Origin of the sequence: Candidatus Liberibacter brunswickensis (genome assembly GCF_036858155.1) — a bacterium.
Classification (GTDB): Bacteria; Pseudomonadota; Alphaproteobacteria; order Rhizobiales; family Rhizobiaceae; genus Liberibacter; species Liberibacter brunswickensis.
Genome location: NZ_JAAEJX010000005.1, coordinates 1 through 21,552, shown reverse-complemented (window position 1 = coordinate 21,552; position 21,552 = coordinate 1). Strand labels below are relative to the sequence as shown.

The window sequence follows — 21,552 nt, the reverse complement described above, 5'->3', positions numbered from 1 at the left end:
TCTTCTTAAAATTATATCATGATATTCTTGCAAGAACCTGTGATGCATACATCTTTTTATATAAACTACCATCTTTTTTCTGTAATAGATATTTTTGATCTCCCATCTCAGATACTTTTCCATCCTCTATAAAAATAATATAATCAGCTTCGGTAATTGTTGACATCCTATGAGCAATAACAATTGTGGTGCGCCCTTTCATTAAACGAGAAAGAGCTTGGCGAATAAGATTTTCAGTATAAGTATCCAAAGCACTAGTAGCCTCATCTAAGACAAGAATCTGGCTATTTCTTAACATAGCACGTGCAATTGCTATACGCTGCTTCTGTCCCCCAGATAGATTATTACCATTTTCCCCCACAGGGGTATCATAACCTTGAGGCAAACAAGTAATAAATTCATGAGCATTAGCAGACTTAGCAATTTCAATCATTTCTTCTTCTGTAGCCGTTGGACGTCCCACAAGAATATTATATCTCACTGTATTAGAGAATAAAAAAACATCCTGTCCAACATATGATATACATTTTCGTAAAGAAGCAAAAGTAATATCTCGAACATTAACACCATCAATCTCAATTGATCCAGAAGATGGATCATACATACGCATTAACAGGTTAATAATCGTCGATTTTCCACTACCTGAAGCCCCTACTAAAGCTGTCATTTTTTCCGATTGAAAGCAAAGATTTATCCCAGATAGCACTGGTTGTCCAAGATTATATGAAAAACAGACATCACGAAATACAACATTGCCTTTTTCAACATGCAAGTCTACTGCATTAGGACTTTCCTCAATAGTAATAGGATGGTCAAGAATAGAGAACATGCAACGTACTCCAACCATTCCCCCTTCTAGAGTAATTCTAGTGCGTGCAATACGTTTTGCCGGTTCATATGCCATAAGCAAAGCAGTAATAAAAGACATTATTTCACCAGCATTACTAGTTCCTTTTTTAGAAACTAGAAAAGCAGAAAAAAGAATAATTCCTGCTATAGATAATCCTGAAATAGTTTCCATAATTGGACTCGTAGAAGATTCTATTTTAGCAACCTTATTCAAACGATCTTCAACTGTCTTTATCATGTCACACATGCTATGATTCATGACTTCTTCCATTGCAAAAGATTTCACAATCCGAATACCTATAACAGTCTCTTGTAAATTTTGAATAATATGAGCAGTAGCAGCCATTCCTTGTTCCATAATATGACGCACTTTTTTAATGAGAATACGAACACCTAAAATACAAATAGGACCTATAACAATAGTACATAAAGATAATGTTGGCTCTTGTAAGAACATAACCACTACCAAGCCGACAAGTGATAAAAAATCACGAAGAAAAGAAGTTATCAATATATCAATAACCACTCTTACTGATTGCGTGGCATGGATGAAGCGTACCTGTAAATCCGAAGATTGATTACTATCGTAAAAATCCATTCCATATTGAAGAAGGCGATGATATATTTTCTTTTGCTGTTCTGCAATAATAGAGTTACCTGCGCAACTTAGATAGTAATTTTGCACAAAAGAAGCTATACCTTTTACAATGAATATACCTGCCACAGTACTAGAAACTATAATAATACGGAAAATATCATTTGATATAACCATAGCATTCATTACATCACGCATAATCCATGCACTGCATGATGTCATTACAGAAACAATTATCATTGCGATAATAGAAATAGAATACCATCTTGCATGCTTATGAATATTATCTTTTATAAGACGCAAAATAATCTCTCTATCGGCAACAGATAATATTTTGTCTAACACAAAAAAATTTCTCATTCTCGAAAAAAACTTCCTGTTTTATTTAAAAACAATCTATAACACAGTACTTTTATATTTTTATTCGATTAATAACTGTATATATACTAAAATTTTTTATTGAACGAGATAAGTAGTCAATAATAATCTCTGATTTCATCATAAAAAACATATTTAATTAAATTATAATATAGTTATATCACAAACCTTTAATTATACCGAAAATTCCTTAAAATAATATAGAAAGATATTTTTATATAATAACCGTGAATAAAAAATGATTTGTAGCACTTAACTCATATTAATAAAATTAAGATATAAAAAGATTATTGATTATTCCTGAATAATTTTACTGATATTACATATATTTCCTTCTAATTTTTTTTATGTCTAATATAATAATTAAAGTAAAATATATTAAAAGAAAAACATTTTTTGAAGTGTTTATTTTTTAATTAATTACAAATAAAAGTTATATCTCTAAAAAATAATCAGATAATTTATTTTTTATATTTACTATTTATTTAAGATGATAAATATAAAACTGCGTAATAGATAAAATATTAATCTATTATGACAACAATATTTTAAATACATACCAAAGATAATAAATATTCAAAACACAAAGCCATTAGATTACATTAAAGATAATAAAGTACAGCTAATGATTAAATCAATAAAATATCATCTCCTTAAACACTATTAACTTCAATATTATATTCTTTAATCTTACGATAAAGAGTAGAACGCCCTATGCCAAGTCTTCTCGCAATCTCGCTCATCTGTGACTGATATAATTCTATTGCTAATATAATCATATCCTTTTCAACATCAGATAAACGACGTATTTCTCCATCTTTTCTAATAGCAACAATACTATTTTGAACATTACTTAAATTATCATGTTCTACTATAATATCTCTATTTTTATTCCTCGTATAACAATCATCTAATTTTATTGAAGGAATATTTTGTTCTTTGTTCTTAGACAAATACAAAAAATGATCTGCTGTAATCTGATTTTTCTCAAGACCAATCAAAGATCTTAATATAATATTTTTAAGCTCTTCTACATTATCAGGCCATTTATAATCAGTTAATATAGATAAAGCTTCCTCCGAAATATCGATTCTATTGATATTATTTTTCTTGCTAAAAAGTTCCAAAAAGAAGCGTACCAATAATGGAATATCAAGAATACGATCACGCAATGCAGGAATCTTGATAACAAAATTACTAATTTTATAATAGAGATCTTTACTAAAATTATTATTATTTTCTTGAAGCAAATTTTTCTCTGCAATGAAAATAAGACGAACGTCTAAACTTATAGTATTTCGAGAATCAAAAAATTCTATTTTGCCTGTTTCAATGAAATTACTAATTCTTCCTTGTACTCTAATAGGCAGTTTAGCTGATTCTTCTAATACAATAGTACCTCCATTCGCTTCTATAAATTTTCCAAGATATTGCGTATTATTTTTATTGTTTAGATCCACGTCACCAAATAAAACTTGTTCAATTCTATCCTGATCAATAATTCTACAATTCAAAATCACAAAAGGAAACAAAGCACGCTCTCCAGATGCATGAATAGAATTTGCTAATCTTGTTTTCCCGACCCCAAATTCACCTTCTATGATCAATGGATTCGAACAACCTACTGCTTTCCAAGCTAAATCCAATACCTGATTCATTTGAGGACTAGCTGTGATGAAAGAATTCAAAGTTAAATCTTCTACTAAATGCTTAGACAATAAATTTTTTTCTAAAATAGATAAAATAGAATCACAAATTTGACTTTCTAAAACTATATTCAAAAAAAACTTAAAAACCCTATCACGTAGAAAATATAGTACAACTTTCAGATCTTCTTTTCTCATTTGCACAATTATAGGAACAGTTGGAATTTTTTCTGCAATGTTCTTTAAAATATTAGTTTTATCGTCTTTAAATTGCATAAGATTTATAAAAACTACATTTGCTTGTATTTTATTACATATCAATGAATCAAAATTATCTACAATAAAAACATTACATCCATATGATTTTAAATGATCTTCTATAAAATTACTTTGCTCATAATCTTTATTTATAATTAAAATATCTTTGCGACAATTTATGCTCTTTTCCCTAGGCATTTTTTTCGCTTTTCCTTCATATTAAAGTAAAACAACAATGCAAGACAGATTAACGATTAGAGCTGAAAAAATTATTTGATTTATAATTCTAATTTTACGAAAATTATTTCATAAATAAGAAGAGTTTTTACCCATCATTAAGTTTAAGGAATTTTTATTACATTTAAACAAAATTTAGTTTATTATTTTAAAAGGGGTATCTATAAAAAATGTCTCAAAAATATTTTAATTATGCAAATTTTACAAATTTATTCTCATCTAGAATTCTTTTTAATGCTAATACAAAAATAAGTTCTAAACAAAATATAGGAAATCTTCCTCGTTGGAACTTAAAAGATCTTTATCCATCCATAGATAGTAAAGAAATTTTGCGTGATCTTGAACTAATTAAAAATGAAAGCTTAGCTTTTAAAACACGATGGAAAGATAATTTAAAAAATGCTACCAGTAATAAACGGTGTAATGGATTAGGAGCAGCTATTGCTGAGTATGAGAAAATTATAGAATTAACAGAACGTATATATTCATATGCATTTTTATTATACAGTTGCGGATTATCAGATGATAAAATACGTAGATTTTATCAAAATATAGAAGAAAAGATCAGCGAATTTAAAAAAACAGTCATGTTTTTTAAATTAGAAATCAACCGTTTAGATGATGATATTTTAAAAAAATGCTATTCCCAAGATTCGTTAGCACTCAAATATTCTTCTTGGATAAGAATTACAAGAAAAACTAAGAAACATTCATTGTCCAATGAACTTGAATGCCTGTTTTCCGATACTGATCAAATAGGTAAAAAAGCACTCACTCGTTTTTTCTCCGAAACTTTCGATTCTCTTCGATTCAAAGTAAATAATAAAGAAATGACAGTGTCAGAAGCATATCCATTAATTCTCCATCATAATAGAAGAGTTCGTCAGTCATCTACTCAAGCGATGTCTGATACTTTCAAGAAAAGTAGTAATATTTTTTCTTTTATTATTAATACTCTGATACACAATGAACAAATTCAGGATAATTGGAGAAAATATGAAAAAATTTCTGACAGTTGTCACCTAGCCAATGACGTAGAGCCAAGCATAATAGAATCTTTAGTAAAAACTGTCAAAAGTAATTATCAAAATACATCACATAGATATTTTTCTTTAAAGAAAAAATGGTTAAAATTAGATCATATGTATTTTTGGGATCGTGTTGCTCCTCCCATACCAGGGACACCGAAAGATATTTTTTCTTTTGAAGAAGCAAAGGATATAGTTCTTAAAGCTTATCATGATTTTTCTCCTCAAATGTCTAAAATTGCAGAAAAATTTTTCACTAATCATTGGATTGATGCCGCTCAATATCATGGTAAACAATCAGGATCTTTTGCACATCCTACAATACCTTCGGTTCATCCTTATATTTTATTGAACTTTACAGGCAAAAGGCTAGATATTACAACACTTGCTCATGAACTAGGACATGGTATTCATCAAGTCCTTTCATCGGAATCACAAGAAATGCTAATGTCTACTCCTTCACTGACGTTATCGGAAACAGCTTCTATTTTTGGTGAAACTTTAGCTTTTGATTATTTAATAAAATCAACTTCCAATAAAAAAGAACGTAAAATCTTAATAGCTAATAAAATTGAAGATTCAATGAATTCCATTATCCGACAAATTTCCTTCTATGACTTTGAGCTTAAATTACATAAGGAACGTAGATCTAAGGGAAATATTCCTGATCATAGAATAAATCAAATATGGATTGAAACCCAAAAGGAATCTCTTGGCCCTGCTTTTGATTTAGATGAAGACTATGGTTATTTTTGGATGATGATTCCTCATTTCTTTGCGTCTCCTTTTTACGTATATTCATATGCTTTTGGTAATTGTCTCGTCAATTCACTGTACGATATATACAAAAGCAATTCCATCAGCAACTTTCAGGAGAAATATATTAATATTCTACGTGCAGGGAATTCAAAACATTATTCAGAACTATTGCTTCCTTTAAATATTAATCTTGCTGATCCAAATTTTTGGGAAAGGGGATTAACATCAGTTGAAAAAATGATTGATGAAGTTGAAAATATGTAATCCTAAATATAAATAAGTGAATATCTTATTGTTAATTTCAGGAAAAGTAAACCTACGATAGTAACAAGAAAAGTGTATATTTTATAGTGCTATCTTTTTATATGATCTAAAAAAATCTATATTTTTTTCTAAACTATCATATTGAACAAATACCAACTTATAAATTTACAAAAAAATCTAAACAAAATTTATCTAACACTATTCAAAATCATAAAATCAAAGTCTCTTAACTGTAATAATAAAATTTATAATTAAACTTTTGCGTTATCACTTTTATTACAAGAAATTGCTAATACAACATTATCAATAATTTCCCTCATATCTACAGAAGAAGGTAAAACATTAACTGGTAATGAAGGACCTAATAGGACTATTCCGATATAAGATACGTTTGGAATTGATTTTACCATTTCAAATAAAATATTTGCAAAATCAATATTAGGACAAACTAACAAATGATACCTTTGCGAACTAGATGAATTTTTAATATACTGATCAGAGAAAATTTCAGAAAAATGAATTTTTTCTCGTATTACGGAATCAATTTGTGATTCTTTAAAAAGTTTACTTATCTTTTCAAAAGATTCTCTTACTTTTAACGAACTTATTGTATTACTTGATCCATTTTCAGAATTAGATAATACATAAACTTGCGGCTTCATTCCCATAGAACGTATTGCTTGATCTGCTAATAGAGTATTATCTGCTATTTCTGTTGAAGATGGTTTAATTGAAACATGAGTATCAATAATGAAGAAGAAATTATCTTGTATAATAAAAATACTCATTGATGAATAATTACTAATACCAGATCTTTTTCCTATAATATTATTAATATCTGTCAAATGACTTGCATATCTATTATTATCAGACTGATCTATTCCAATCATCACATCTGCTTCTCCTTTTTTAAGAGATAGAAGACTTAAAATCATATTATTGGAACAAATAGTTTTATATGTAGAATTGGAAGATATATCTTTTTCTCTGTTTAATGAACAATATAAATCTACATATTCTTTAAGAGATTTTTCATTATTAGGATCAATGATGTCAAAGTCCTTTTTTGCAATAATTTGCAAACCATAAGAATTAATATTATTTTCAATAGTAGTAGAAGAACCAACAAGAACTGGTCTAGCTATACTCTCTTTTATCAATACTTGTGCAGATCGCAAAACTAATTCATTTTCACCTGCAGAAAATACAACACGCTTTAATTCACAATTCTTTGCAATAGAAAAAAACTTTTTCATCAACATTCTTCCTGGAAACAAAAATTGTTTCAAGGAATTAATATAAGATTCATAATCTTTTATAGGAGCAGCAGCAACTCCTGATTCTTCTGCAGCCTTAGCAACTGCAGGAGCAATGTATAAAATTAAATTAGGATCGAAAGGAGATGGAATAAGATAATTAGATCCGAAAACATGATTTTCTTTTTCAAAATCATCAAAAGCAGCATCAGGAGGAACATCACGAACTAAAGTTGCCATAGCACGTGCTGCTGCTACCTTCATTTCTTCATTGATAGTGGTTGCTCTACAGTCTAATGCTCCTCTAAAAATATAAGGAAAACAAAGGACATTATTGACTTGATTAGAAAAATCGGAACGACCTGTACAAATCATTGCATCTGGCCTAATCTTTTTAACCTCATCAGGCATAATTTCTGGAATTGGATTGGCTAAAGGCATAATCAATGGATTTTTAGCCATATATTGTAAAACGTCAGCATCAAGAGCACCAGCAACAGACAATCCAAGGAAAACATCAGCATCTCGCATTGTCTCAGCCAATTTCTTTGGACCACTGTCCTGAGCATAAACAGATTTCCATTTATCTATCTTTTTCTTACGCCCTTTATAAACTAGACCTTCTAGATCATGAATCCAAATATTTTCTCGTTTTACTCCCATTGTTACCAATAGATTCAAGCAAGCTAATGCAGCTGCTCCTGCTCCTAAGGTGACAATTTTAATATCACTAAATTCTTTATTTACTAATTTCATCGCATTTAACACTGCAGCAGTAACAGTAACAGCCGTTCCATGTTGATCATCATGCAAACAAGGTATTTTTAGCTTTTCTAATAAGATTCTTTCTACTTCAAAACATTCAGGAGATTTAATATCTTCTAAGTTAATACCTCCGAATGTTGGTTCCAATGCCATAATAGTTGAAACCATCGTATTAACATCTTTTGCATCGATCTCTATATCGAATACATCAATTCCTGCAAATTTCTTAAATAATACTGCCTTTCCTTCCATAACAGGCTTAGAAGCTAAAGGACCAATATTTCCTAATCCTAAAACAGCTGAACCATTTGAAATGACCGCTACAAGATTGGAACGATTAGTATAAATGTTTGCTTTATCCGGATCTTCAGCAATAACCATACAAGGGGCTGCAACACCTGGAGAATAAGCCAACGAAAGATCACTTTGGGTAAATAGTTTTTTCGTTGCACTAATTGCCAATTTTCCTGGAGTTGGATATTGATGATACGCAAGAGCTTGTTTAAATAAATCATCTTCTTCTTGAAATTGAGGATTTTTTGTTTCTTTTGACGATTTATTTTCCATAACTTATAATCCTTTTTTCAAATTTCAAACATTCAATAAGAATATGCAACTAATAATAATTTAATGATATCTTATCAAGTATACATATTTCTAATTTTAACGATCACCTATCATAAAAAATTTTCCAAATACATAATAACTTATAAATTTTCTCATCTATTGCTAAAAAACATATCGAAGCACAACACATCTGCTAACTTTTTATTATAATAATCCCTAGTATTAACTAAGAAAACTGAAGTCACCAAAAAATTATCAATAAAAATGAGATATTATTTAAAATAATATAACCCTTTCCGTGTAAAGTAATAAAAAATATAATTTCATCTTGCCATGAATAGAAAATTGACAGAAAATTCTAAAAAAACAATGTAAACGCAGCTATCAATTAATTTATGCAGGAAGATTTTTTACGAGAGATAATCTTTCACCAATCATGAAGACAGATACTATAGGAAAATATTTCACAATATATCTCACAGGGGAATATCATAAAAAAATAAAACTGCAGTAAGATACTTTCTATATCCAACAACCATTTTATAGTATACCTTTTTTAGTCCAAAAAATAAATTAAAAAATAAAAAAATCTTTATAATATTCTTTCAAAATATACCATGTTTATAAGAAAAATTATCAAATCAATCAATAATTATTTTAAAACAAACATGTCTAGATGAATGACGATCATTGATAAATATTAGAACTATAAAATACTAGTCATAAATTTAATAAATATATTCTCTATATCAAGAAAGTTATTTATGTTAATCGCATAGCGATAGTAATTAATCTATTACCAGCTCATCTATTGTATAAACAATAATATTGTAACTTTATTATCTTTAAAACAAAGTTTTTTTAATATTCTTAATAACAATACCTAGCTTTATAAAACAAAGATACTATTCATAACTTATATGACTCTTATAATTATTAGATAAGTACAAAGATTAACTAATAAACCTATAATTATAATATAACAGTAAATTTAATCTTTGATATCTTTGTTATTAACAAATATTTTAGCTAATTTATTATTAAATAGATTATTTGTAAACTTATAGAAATAAAGATTACATACTATATACATATTTTATTGTTCAGGTAATACTCCTTGAATAATTGTATCTTTAAAATTTTTATCCTGCGAAGAACTAGATCTTTCTTTTAGAATCATTTGATCTCTATGCATGGCAATACGACGTTTCTCGTGCAAAATAGCTCCTGTTCCCGCAGGAATGAGACGACCCACAATAACATTTTCTTTAAGCCCTTCTAACATATCTACTTTACCAGCAATAGCTGCTTCTGTAAGAACTTTCGTTGTCTCTTGAAATGAAGCAGCTGATATAAATGACTTGGTTTGCAGAGAAGCTTTAGTAATACCTTGAAGAATAGGAGAAAATGAAACCTCTTTCTTTCCTTGTTGTACAAGAGTTCTATTTAATTCTTCTATTTCAATGCGATCAACATTATCGCCCAATATATACTCAGTATCAGCTGGATCAGTAATTTCAACTTTTTGTAACATCTGACGTAGGACAACTTCTACATGCTTATCATTAATTACAACACCTTCAAGAAGATAAACTTCCTGTACCTCGTTAATTAGGTAAGATGCCAATTCTTCTACTCCCTTAATTCTTAATATATCATGAGGAACAGGATTACCATCAAGAATATAATCACCTTTTTCAACGTGATCTCCATCTTGTAAATAAAAGTGTTTATTCTTTGGAATAAAGTATTCAACAGGCTCTATACCTTCTTCAAAAGGTTCAATTAATACACGAGATTTATTCTTATAATTTCTTTTTATTCTGATAGTTCCACTAATTTCTGCTAATATAGCGTGATTTTTTGGACGACGAGCCTCAAAAAGTTCAGCAACTCGAGGCAATCCACTTGTAATATCTTTCGTCTTTGCACTAGATATTGGCCAACGAGCTAGAACATCCCCCATAGAGACTTTATGTCCGGGAGAAACTGATAGAATAGCGTCTACAGGCAAAAACCAACGAGCTTCTGTTCCACGAGCAAATTTTAAAACATTGCCATTGTCGTCTTTAACAACTATGGCAGGTTTCAAATTCTGACCTTTACTTGTAAATCGCCAATCAATAACTTTTCGTTTAGCAATACCAGTAGATTCACCAATACTTTCTATAACAGAAACACCATCAACAAGATCTTCGAATCCTACTGTTCCAGAAACTTCTGTTATCATAGGGAAAGTATGAGGATCCCATTCAGAAATGCGCTGTCCACATTTTATCACATCACCATCATCAACGAATAATTTAGCACCGTACATAATACGATGTGAATATTGTTCTTTTCCAGATGTATCTAAAATTTGAAGTGTTGTATTACGTCCCATTGAAATTAGGTCATTTGTAGAGTTACGACAAACACTACGATTTTTTATCTTAACAGTACCTTCACAGGAAGATTCAAGAAAAGATTGATCCATAACTGTCACCGCACCTCCAAGGTGGAAGGTACGCATTGTCAACTGTGTTCCAGGTTCGCCGATTGATTGAGCTGCAATAACACCAACAGCTTCTCCTACGTTAACAAGAGTTCCTCTAGCAAGATCACGACCATAACAAAGAGAACAAACTCCTTTACTAGATTCACAGGTTAACGCAGAACGAATTCTCACAGCACGGATACCACATTTTTCAATCTCACTGACATGTGATTCAAGTATAATATTTCCAGCACTTATAATGCATTTATCTGTAACTGGATTCACAATATCATCAAGAGATGTACGCCCTAAAATTCTACTTCCCAGAGAATAAACCACCTGTCCCGAATCCATTATATGCGTAATAGTCAAACCTTTTTTAGTATTACAATCAAATTGATTTACAATGCAATTCTGGGCAACATCTACAAGTCTACGACTTAAATAACCAGAACTAGCAGTTCTCATAACAACATCAAGCAATCCCTTACGACCACCAACACAAGATTGGAAAAATTCAAATCCATAAAGACCACCCTTAAAGTGAGAACGAATAGGAGATTCAATAATTTCCCCTGATGGCTTGGCTATCAAACCTCTCATTCCACCAAGCTGACGCATCTGATGTATAGAACTACGAGCACCAGAATGGGACATCATAAATATAGAATTCATCTTCTTCTGCCGACCAGTTTCTGGATCAAATTCAACTTGTTTAATACGAGCCATCATTTCTTCAGTAACTTTATCAGTTGTCTTACCCCACAAATCGACAACTTTATTATATTTCTCTCCGCGTGTAATTAATCCGTCGTTATATTGATTCTCATATTCCTTCACCATTTCATCAGCTTTGGCAATAATACTTTCCTTCGATTCTGGAACTATTATGTCATCTTTACCAAATGAAATTCCAGAAGAACACGCATAACGGAACCCTAAACGCATAAGATCATCACAGAAAGAAACTGTACTCTTTTGTCCACAATGACGATAAATAGTATCTACCATAGATGAAATATTTTTCTTAATCATTTCCCTATTGCAAATATCGAATGAAATATTGTGATGACGAGGTAATATTTCACCTATAATCATACGTCCTGGAGTTGTATCATAAACTTTCGAAACAAAATTTCCATTTTCGTCAACATTCTTATATCTTCCGCGAATTTTAGAATGCAAAGTTACTATTTTATTTTCAAGAGCATGATATACTTCACTTATATCGGAAAAGATCATTCCTTCACCTGGATCATTCTCATGAACAATAGACAGATAATAAAGACCTAACACCATATCTTGAGAAGGAACTACAACTGGTACTCCACTTGCTGGATGCAATAGGTTGTTAGTAGATAACATCAAAACTCGTGCTTCCAACTGAGCTTCAGGAGAAATGACGACATAAACAGCCATTTGATCTCCATCAAAGTCAGCATTATACCCTGCACATACTAAAGGGTGAAGCTGAATAGCTTTTCCACTTATAATTTTAGGCTCAAAAGCCTGCATACTCAAACGATGCAAACTTGGTGCACGATTAAGCAATACAACATGCTGGTGAACCACTTCATCTAGCACATCCCAAACTTCAGGTCTTTCTTTTTCAACAAACTTTTTAGCTTGCTTAACCGTAGAAACGTAACCTTTTTTTTCTAATTGCGCATATAAGAAAGGCTTAAACAATTCAAGCGCCATTAACTTAGGAAGACCGCACTGATGCAAAAGTAACTCTGGACCCGCCACAATAACACTACGACCAGAATAATCCACCCTTTTCCCAAGAAGATTTGTTCTAAAACGCCCCTGTTTACCTTTCAACATATCAGATAAAGACTTCAAAGGACGTCTGTTAGCACCAGTTGCTACACGTTTATGACGCTTATTATCAAATAAAGCATCAACAGATTCTTGAAGCATTCTTTTCTCATTGCGAACAATAATTTCTGGAGCATGCAAACTTTTCAATCTCATCAATCGATTATTTCTACCAATTACTCGACGATATAAATCATTCAAATCAGAAGCTGCAAATCTTCCAAAATCAAGAGCCACCAATGGCCTTAAATCAGGAGGAAGAACTGGTATAACGGTCATAATCATCCATTCAGGACGATTACCAGATACTAGAAAACTATCAACAATCTTAAGGCGTTTTATTATTTTTTTTCTTCTAAAGATAGAAGAAGACTTACTCAATTGACTACGCAAAGTAATAGCTAAATTCTGAAGATCCAATGAAATTAATAGCTCACGTATTGCATCTGCCCCCATCATAGCAGTAAACTGGTCTTGACCGAATTGACTTACTGCATCAACATATTCCTCTTCTGTTAAAATCTGATATTTCTCTAAAGAAGATAGACCAGGATCAACGACAACATAACTTTCAAAATATAACACTCGTTCCACATCTCTCAAAGTCATGTCTAGTAACATAGATATACGAGATGGCAACGACTTAAGAAACCAAGGATGAGCAACAGGAGAAGCCAGCTGAATGTGAGCCATACGATCTCTTCGAACAGAAGACAAGGTTACTTCGACACCACACTTTTCACAAATAATTCCCTTATATTTCATGCGCTTATACTTACCGCATATACATTCATAGTCTTTAATAGGGCCAAAAATACGTGCACAAAATAAACCATCTCTTTCTGGTTTAAATGTACGATAGTTAATCGTCTCAGGTTTTTTTATCTCACCATAAGACAATGATATAATCTTTGCTGGAGAGGCAATTGAAATCCTGACGGAATCAAATTCTCTATCATCTGTCCAAGGATTAAAAAATCTCATGACCTCTTGCTGCATATTTTATCTCTCCCATTCAAAGGCAAAATATCTCAAAAAAAAAACTTTTCTTGTCTATTATTATTTATATTTAGTTAAATCAGGAATCTTTTCTAATTTTGTACTATTTTTTGTGTGCGAATTTTCTAAATCAATACTTAAACCTAAAGCTTGCATTTCTTTAACCAAGACATTGAAACTCTCAGGTATACCAGTTTCAAATGTATTATTTCCTGCAACAATAGATTCATATACTTTAGTACGACCTACAACGTCATCGGACTTAATTGTAAGCATTTCTTGTAAAACATAAGCAGCACCATAAGCTTGAGTACACCATACTTCCATTTCTCCTAAACGCTGACCACCTCTATTAGATTTTCCTCCTAAAGGTTGTTGCGTTACAAGAGAGTAACTTCCTGTAGATCGAGCGTAAACTTTATCTGAAACCATATGATTAAGCTTCAACATATAAATGTACCCAACGGTAACAGGCCTATCAAATGGTTCACCTGTAAGACCATCATAAAGAACAGATTGACCACTTTCATCTAATTCAGCCATACGAAGCATAGAATTTATAGATTCTTCATCAGCCCCATCAAAAACAGGAGTTGAAACAGGAACACCTGATTTCCATTGTTCCGCTAAACGCAATACAGAATCATCATCGTAATCAGATATCTTCTCAGAATGAGGACTGTTTCCAATAATATTCTCTAAAAAACTACGTAACGGTAATATATCACCATTAGCATTATAGTCATTTATAAGACTCTTAATCTTCTTTCCAAGTCCAACACACGCCCATCCAAGATGAGTCTCAAAAATCTGCCCGACATTCATACGAGAAGGAACACCTAAAGGATTAAGAACAATATCTACAGAAGTACCATCTTCAAGAAACGGCATATCCTCGCAAGGCAATATTCTAGATACAATTCCCTTATTACCATGCCGCCCTGCCATCTTATCACCTGATTGAATTGGACGCTTCATAGCAACGAACACCTTAATCACCCTTAAAACTCCAGGAGGCATATCATCTCCCCATTGGACTTTTTCAATCTTATTTTTAAAACGACTTTCAAGAGTAGATTTAGAAGTTTCATATTGACTTTTTAAGGACTCAATATTCCTCTGTACTTTCTCATCTTGTACAGCAAATTGCCACCATTGAGAACGTGGATATCTTACAATAAGATCGCTTGAGAGAACAGATAATTCCTTGAAACCTTTAGGTCCGGAAATAGCTTTTTGACCACATAAAACTTCCATTAAACGACTATAAATATTACGATCTAGAATCGCCTGTTCATCATCTCTATCTCGAACAAGCAAATCAATCTGTTCTCGATCAACAGATATAGAACGCTCATTTTCATCAATACCATGTCTATTAAAAATACGAACATCAACAACAGTACCTGATACGCCAGAAGGTACACGCAAAGATGTATCACGTACATCTATAGCTTTTTCACCAAAAATAGCCCTTAAAAGCTTTTCTTCAGGAGTCATAGGACTTTCACCCTTAGGAGTTATCTTACCTACTAAAATATCACCAGGATTTACCTCAGACCCAACACAAACAATTCCACACTCATCAATATTCTTTAGTCCTTCTTCGGATATATTAGGTATATCACGAGTAATTTCTTCTGGCCCTAATTTAGTATCACGCGCCATAACTTCAAATTCTTCTATATGAATAGAAGTAAAGACATCTTCAGAAACCATACGTTCAGATATCAACATAGAATCTTCAAAGTTATATCCATGCCAAGGAACAAACGCGACGAGCATATTACGACCAAGAGCAAGATCTCCTAAATCTGTAGATGGACCATCTGCTATAATATCATTTCTACGAACCTCGTCACCAACCTTTACTAATGGACGCTGATTAACACAAGTATTTTGATTGGAGCGCTGAAATTTCATCAACCGATAAATATCAACCCCTGAAGCAGAAGGATCCAGATCTTCTTCTGTTACACGAATTACTATACGTATCGCATCAACTTGCTCTACGATTCCAGCACGTTTCGCAACAATAGCCGCCCCTGAACTTTTAGCAACGGTTGATTCCATACCAGTACCAACAAAAGGAGCTTCAGCTTTTAATAAAGGAACAGCTTGACGCTGCATATTACAACCCATGAGAACACGATTAGAATCATCATTTTCCAAAAATGGAATAAGAGAAGCCGCTATTGAAACCACCTGTTTAGGAGAAGCATCTATGAAATCTATTTTTTCTTTAGGGACAAGAATTTCTTCTCCTGAACACCGACAAAAAACCAAATCTTCAGTAAATGAACCATTCTCATCAAGAGATGCACTAGCCTGTGCAATATAATGATTTTCTTCTTCCATAGCAGAAAGGTACACCACTTCATCAGTTACCTTACCATCACAAACTTTGCGATATGGAGTTTCAATAAAACCATATGAATTAACACGAGCAAAAGATGTAAGAGAACTAACCAAACCTATATTGTGACCTTCTGAAGTTTCTGCAGGACAAATACGACCATAATGCGTTGGATGCACATCTCGTATTTCTACCCCTGCTCTAGCCCTTGCTACACCACCTTGACCTAAAGCAGATAAACGACGAGTATGTGTAATACGAGATAGAGAATTAACATGTTCTTCTAGTTGAGAAAGCTGTGAAGAACAGAAAAATTCACGAACAGCAGAAACAACAGGCTTAGCATTAATAAGATCTTGAGGCATTACATAATCAATATCAACAGATGAAATACGCTCTTTAATAGAACGCTCCATACGCAATAATCCAAGACGATATTGATTTTTCAACATTTCACCAACAGAACGAACTCGGCGATTACCTAAATTATCTATATCATCAATATTTCCCTTACCATTACGCAAATCAACCAGTATCTTGATAATAGCAATAACATCTTCTTTTCTAATGTGGCGCACATCATTAGGAGCATTAAGATTCAGACGCATATTCATCTTTACACGTCCAACAGTCGAAAGGTCATATTTATCAGTATCAAAGAAAAGAAAATTGAACATAGATTCTGCGGTAGCGAAGGTAGAAACATCACCTGGACGCATAACGCGATAAATATCTAAAAGCGCATCCTTACGATCTTTATTTTTATCTACTACCAAAGTATTACGAACATAGGAATTATTACTGGTATAATCTACATGAAGGATAGATATATCCTTAATGCCACAATTTAAAATTACTTCTAAGCCTTCTTCATCAATTACATCACCAGCTTCAAAATATATCTCTCCAGTTTCTTCATTAACGACATCTTCCGCCACATACAAACCACGTAAAAAATCATGAGATATTCCTAACAACTTAATTTTTTTCTCTTCTAGATTTCTTAACAAACTAGCAGTTATTTTTTTACCATTTTCTATAACTTTTTCACCAGTTTCAACGTCGAAAATATCCGACCATATCTTTGAACCAACCATCAAATTAGTAGAAGAAAAAGGAAAAGACCAAAAATCATTTTTCTTTGAATAAGTGATTTTTGGATAGAACGTAGACAGAATTTCCTCGGCATCCATGCCTAGAGCCATTAAAAAAGACGTCACAGGAATTTTGCGCCGTCTATCTATACGTACATGAACAATATCTTTAGAATCAAATTCTATATCCATCCATAGACCTTGATCAGGAATAATACGGCAAGCATATAACAGCTTACCTGACAAACTAGCTCTTCCTTTATCATGATCAAAGTGTATTCCAGGAGAACGATGTAGCTGAGAAACTACTATACGCTGAGTACCATTAACTACAAACGTTCCATCTTTAGTCATAAGAGGAATATCGCCCATATAAATACTCTGTTCTTTTATATCTTTGATAGATTTCGCACCAGTAAATTCATCTACATCAAAAACAATCAGACGAAGAACAATCTTCAATGGCACAGCATACGTCAAATCGCGCCGCAAACAATCATCCACATCAAATTTTGGCGAGTCAAATTCATAAGACACAAATTCAAGCATCGCAGCACCAGAAAAAGCCGTAATTGGGAAAACAGACTTAAAAGCAGCCTGCAAACCCTCATTAGGACGATCTTCGGGAGCAGTTTCCATCATCAAAAACTGATCATAAGATGCTCTCTGAACTTCAATGAGATCAGGTATGTCAATTATCTCAGTATTTTTCCCAAAAAATTTGCGCGCACGCCTGAGACCATTGAACACAACGCCCTTAGCCATCGTTTCTCCTCATAAAAAATTTTTGATAAAATACAGAAAAGAAAAAGATCATAATCTTCCTTATAAACAATCCTCTTGAAAAACAATATCAAGAGATTAATTATACTATAAACTAACGTATAACTATAGTTGCACCAGCAGCTTCAAGTTTTTTCTTAATCTCATCTGCCTCATCCTTACTAACACCTGTTTTTAAAGTTTTAGGAGCACTTTCTACAAGCTCTTTAGCTTCTTTAAGACCCAATTCAGTGAGTGCACGCACTTCCTTAATAACACCGATTTTGCTTTTAGCATCAAAACCATCTAAACAAATTTCAAATTCAGTCTTTTCAGCAGCAGCATCAGCATCGCCTGCAGCGGGAGCTACAGCAGCAACAACAGGAGCAGAAGCAGAAACACCCCATTCTTCTTCCAATCTTTTAGAAAGCTCTGCAGCTTGAATAAGAGTGAGAGAAGATAATTTTTCAACAATTGATTCAATATTAGACATACTACACATTTCCCTTATTTTGATATTAGTTTTTAATAATTAATAGAGCTAATTTTGCTTGTTTTTATCAACAAAAGCAGAAATAGCACGAATAACTTTAGCCTGGGGCACACTAAGCATCCTAACTAATCTAGTTGCATTAAACTGAATAGCACTTATGATTATAGAACGAATACCGTCAATATCAGGCAAAGAAGCAATCTTCTTAATAGAATCTCCGCAAAGAACATCATTCTCCAAAACCCCACCAAGAACTACGAATTGCTTGTTATCATTTGAAAAGTTCACAGAAATTTTGGGAGCAATAACAGGATCATTTGAGTAAACTATTAAGGATTGACCAACAAAAAAGTTGGAAATTTCCTTGATTTCAGTATCACGAACAGCAATTTTAACAAGACTGTTTTTTGCAACCTTGACACCACCGCCAGCTTCTCGCATCTTCTTTCGAAGATTTTTGATCTGGGCAACACTAATTCCTTTATAATGCGCAACAACTACCGACTTTGAAGAAGAAAAAATCTTGCTCAACTCAGAAATTTCCGCACTCTTTTCTATCCTATTCAATTTTCATCTCCCGATGACAAATATACTTAAAAATCTTTTATATCTCTATATCTAAAAATATAATTTATATTTTTATTAAAAAAATCAAACAATACCTTGCGAATTTCCATAAAACACCCCAAAAAACCATAAGGTACATAAAAAGAAATAACTAGAAAGGATTATTAAACAGAGATACTAGAAAGGTCAACCTTTATACCACATCCCATAGTAGATGATAAAGTAATACGCTTCAAATAATCACCTTTTGAAACAGGAGGTTTTGCCTTCAAAACAGCACCAATAAAAGCCAAAATATTTTCCTCTATTTTTTTATTATCAAAAGATATCTTCCCTACCCTCGCATGAACTATTCCTGCTTTTTCTGAACGAAAATCAACCGCACCACTTTTAGATTCACGTACAGCAGTAGCAACATCTGTCGTCACAGTACCAAGCCTCAAATTAGGCATAATACCACGAGGACCTAAAACCCTACCTAACCTTCCAACTAAAGGCATCATATCTGGTGTCGCAATACAACGATCAAAATCTATTTTGCCACCTTTAACAATTTCAAAAAGATCTTCATCCCCGACAATATCGGCACCTGCTTTTTTAGCTTCATCAGCCTTAGAAGATTTAGCAAATACAGCAACACGAACGTTAACCCCTGTACCATTAGGCATGGTAACAACACCTCTAACCATTTGATTAGCATGACGAGGATCAATTCCTAAATTCATTGCTATCTCAACGGTTTCATCAAATTTAGCCATAGCACGCTCTTTAAGCATAACAATAGCATCACTCAACCCATACAATGCTGAACGATCAATACCTTCATAAATTTTTTGCATACGTTTTGAAATTTTAGACACCATATCAATCCACCACACTCATACCCATTGAAAAAGCCGAACCTTCAACCATACGCATAGCTCCATCGATATCAATAGAACCCATATCTTGCATTTTAATCTCTGCAATCTTTCTAATCTTAGCACGGGTAATAGTTCCACAAGACTCTTTTCCAGGATTCTTTGATCCAGATTTAATACCTGCTTCCTTTTTAAGAAAAAAGCTCACAGGTGGATTACTCATCGTAAAGGTAAAAGACTTATCCTTATAACAAGTGACAGTGGTTGGAATAGGTATACCTTTCTCCATATCTTGAGTCGCCGCATTAAATGCCTTACAAAATGCCATAATAGAAATACCTGTCTGACCAATAACGGGACCAACAGGAGGAGAAGGCTTTGCAGCACCCGACTCTATCTGCAATTTAACCTTACGAGAAATTACTTTAGCCATCAATAGACCTTCCAAAAACAACAACTAAATCAAATATACAAAAACCAAAAGATCAAACTACTTTATCAACTTGATTATAAGCTAACTCTACTGGAGTAGCACGACCAAAAATGGAAACTTCCACCTTAAGACGAGATTTTTCTTCATCAACATCCTTTACAATACCATTAAAAGAAGCAAAAGGACCATCAGAAACACAAATTTGTTCGCCAATTTCAAAAACAATAGAAGAAACCGGCTTTTGAACAGCTTCTTCTATCTGATTCATTATATACTCAATCTCGGCATCTGCAACTGGAGCAGGACTCTTACCAGTTCCCAGAAAACCCATAATCTTTGGAGTGTCTCTGATAGCACGGTATACCTTATCAGTCATAACCGCCTTAATCAACACATATCCAGGGAAAAATCTACGTTCAGAGTTAACTTTACGACCCTTACGAACACTAACTACCTTTTCAGAAGGAACGGTAATATCCGAAACCAAGTGATCTAATCCAGATCTCTTTAATTTTCCAGTAATTGCCTCAACTGTTTTTTTTTCACAATTAGAATAAACTTGGATTATATACCACCGAGGTATCATTTTATCACTACTACTCAACAATTATTCACCAACACCTAAAAGAGAATGCATAAACCACCCTACTAATTGATCAACCATTAAAAAAAATACAGAAGAGATAAATATCATAATCAAAACAATTATAACAGAAACCAAAACCTCATTTCGAGATGGCCAAAATATCCTCTTATATTCATCTCTAACTTGCTTGAAAAAACTCAATATACCCAATCTATCAACTCTCAACAAAGAAAAACACATTAATCTTAGAACATGCCTTAACATATAAAGCAAGAAGAAAACGCTAAAGATCCAGAAAAATCATAAAAACCACTATCACGAAAGATTTCTGGCAGGAGCAGCGGGGATCGAACCCACGACCTGCGGTTTTGGAGACCGCCGCTCTACCAACTGAGCTATACTCCTCTTTTTTTTTAAAACTAAACCAATTTTTAGAGACATCTCCATTTTACATATATACTGTACTATCCTAGAATTTTAGAAATCATACCAGCACCTATTGT

At 32.5% G+C, this 21,552-nt stretch carries 12 protein-coding genes and 1 tRNA gene; 1 reads left to right on the top strand and 12 read right to left on the bottom strand.

The genetic code is table 11. The features are described 5' to 3' along the window. Nucleotides 1-16: 16 nt before the first annotated feature. Together GY664_RS01905 and GY664_RS01900 are read right to left on the bottom strand one after the other, a co-directional pair. Entirely contained in the window at nucleotides 17-1,804 is a 1,788-nt protein-coding gene (locus tag GY664_RS01905; RefSeq protein WP_333947770.1) for an ABC transporter ATP-binding protein, read from the bottom strand. Between the two features lie 671 nt (nucleotides 1,805-2,475). After that, nucleotides 2,476-3,924, bottom strand: a complete 1,449-nt coding sequence (locus tag GY664_RS01900) for a sigma-54-dependent transcriptional regulator (protein WP_333947769.1) — start codon at nucleotides 3,922-3,924, stop codon at nucleotides 2,476-2,478. A 209-nt stretch (nucleotides 3,925-4,133) separates the two neighbouring features. Here GY664_RS01900 and GY664_RS01895 point away from each other — a divergent pair, with 209 nt between their 5' ends. Then, nucleotides 4,134-6,014, top strand: coding sequence for a M3 family oligoendopeptidase (locus GY664_RS01895; protein WP_333947768.1), 1,881 nt, complete (start codon nucleotides 4,134-4,136; stop codon nucleotides 6,012-6,014). Between the two features lie 251 nt (nucleotides 6,015-6,265). On the opposite strand, the gene GY664_RS01890 is transcribed toward GY664_RS01895, so the two are convergent. The 10 genes from GY664_RS01890 to GY664_RS01845 form a co-directional block, all read right to left on the bottom strand. After that, the gene (locus GY664_RS01890) at nucleotides 6,266-8,602 is read right to left on the bottom strand and encodes a phosphate acyltransferase (protein WP_333947767.1); all 2,337 of its coding nucleotides are present in this window, start codon (nucleotides 8,600-8,602) and stop codon (nucleotides 6,266-6,268) included. Nucleotides 8,603-9,698: 1,096 nt separating this feature from the next. After that, the gene (gene rpoC, locus GY664_RS01885) at nucleotides 9,699-13,898 is read right to left on the bottom strand and encodes a DNA-directed RNA polymerase subunit beta' (protein WP_333947766.1); all 4,200 of its coding nucleotides are present in this window, start codon (nucleotides 13,896-13,898) and stop codon (nucleotides 9,699-9,701) included. A 60-nt stretch (nucleotides 13,899-13,958) separates the two neighbouring features. Further along, the gene (gene rpoB, locus GY664_RS01880) at nucleotides 13,959-18,113 is read right to left on the bottom strand and encodes a DNA-directed RNA polymerase subunit beta (protein WP_333947765.1); all 4,155 of its coding nucleotides are present in this window, start codon (nucleotides 18,111-18,113) and stop codon (nucleotides 13,959-13,961) included. Between the two features lie 112 nt (nucleotides 18,114-18,225). After that, complete coding sequence (rplL, locus tag GY664_RS01875; protein ID WP_333947764.1) at nucleotides 18,226-18,603, bottom strand: 50S ribosomal protein L7/L12; 378 nt, start codon at nucleotides 18,601-18,603, stop codon at nucleotides 18,226-18,228. 48 nt (nucleotides 18,604-18,651) lie between these two features. Continuing rightward, nucleotides 18,652-19,170: a 50S ribosomal protein L10 gene (rplJ, locus tag GY664_RS01870; protein WP_333947763.1), complete on the bottom strand. Its 519-nt coding sequence runs from the start codon at nucleotides 19,168-19,170 to the stop codon at nucleotides 18,652-18,654. Between the two features lie 164 nt (nucleotides 19,171-19,334). Beyond that, nucleotides 19,335-20,030 carry a 50S ribosomal protein L1 gene (gene rplA / locus GY664_RS01865; RefSeq protein ID WP_333947825.1) on the bottom strand — a complete coding sequence of 232 codons (696 nt, stop codon included), beginning with the start codon at nucleotides 20,028-20,030 and terminating at the stop codon, nucleotides 19,335-19,337. Between the two features lie 4 nt (nucleotides 20,031-20,034). Then, nucleotides 20,035-20,463: a 50S ribosomal protein L11 gene (gene rplK, locus GY664_RS01860; protein WP_333947762.1), complete on the bottom strand. Its 429-nt coding sequence runs from the start codon at nucleotides 20,461-20,463 to the stop codon at nucleotides 20,035-20,037. Between the two features lie 52 nt (nucleotides 20,464-20,515). Further along, nucleotides 20,516-21,049: a transcription termination/antitermination protein NusG gene (gene nusG / locus GY664_RS01855; RefSeq protein ID WP_333947824.1), complete on the bottom strand. Its 534-nt coding sequence runs from the start codon at nucleotides 21,047-21,049 to the stop codon at nucleotides 20,516-20,518. A 21-nt stretch (nucleotides 21,050-21,070) separates the two neighbouring features. Further along, nucleotides 21,071-21,289 (bottom strand): preprotein translocase subunit SecE, encoded by a 219-nt coding sequence (secE, locus tag GY664_RS01850; protein ID WP_333947761.1) that lies wholly within the window; start codon nucleotides 21,287-21,289, stop codon nucleotides 21,071-21,073. A gap of 89 nt (nucleotides 21,290-21,378) precedes the next feature. Then, nucleotides 21,379-21,454, bottom strand: a tRNA-Trp gene (locus tag GY664_RS01845). Between the last annotated feature and the right edge of the window lie 98 nt (nucleotides 21,455-21,552).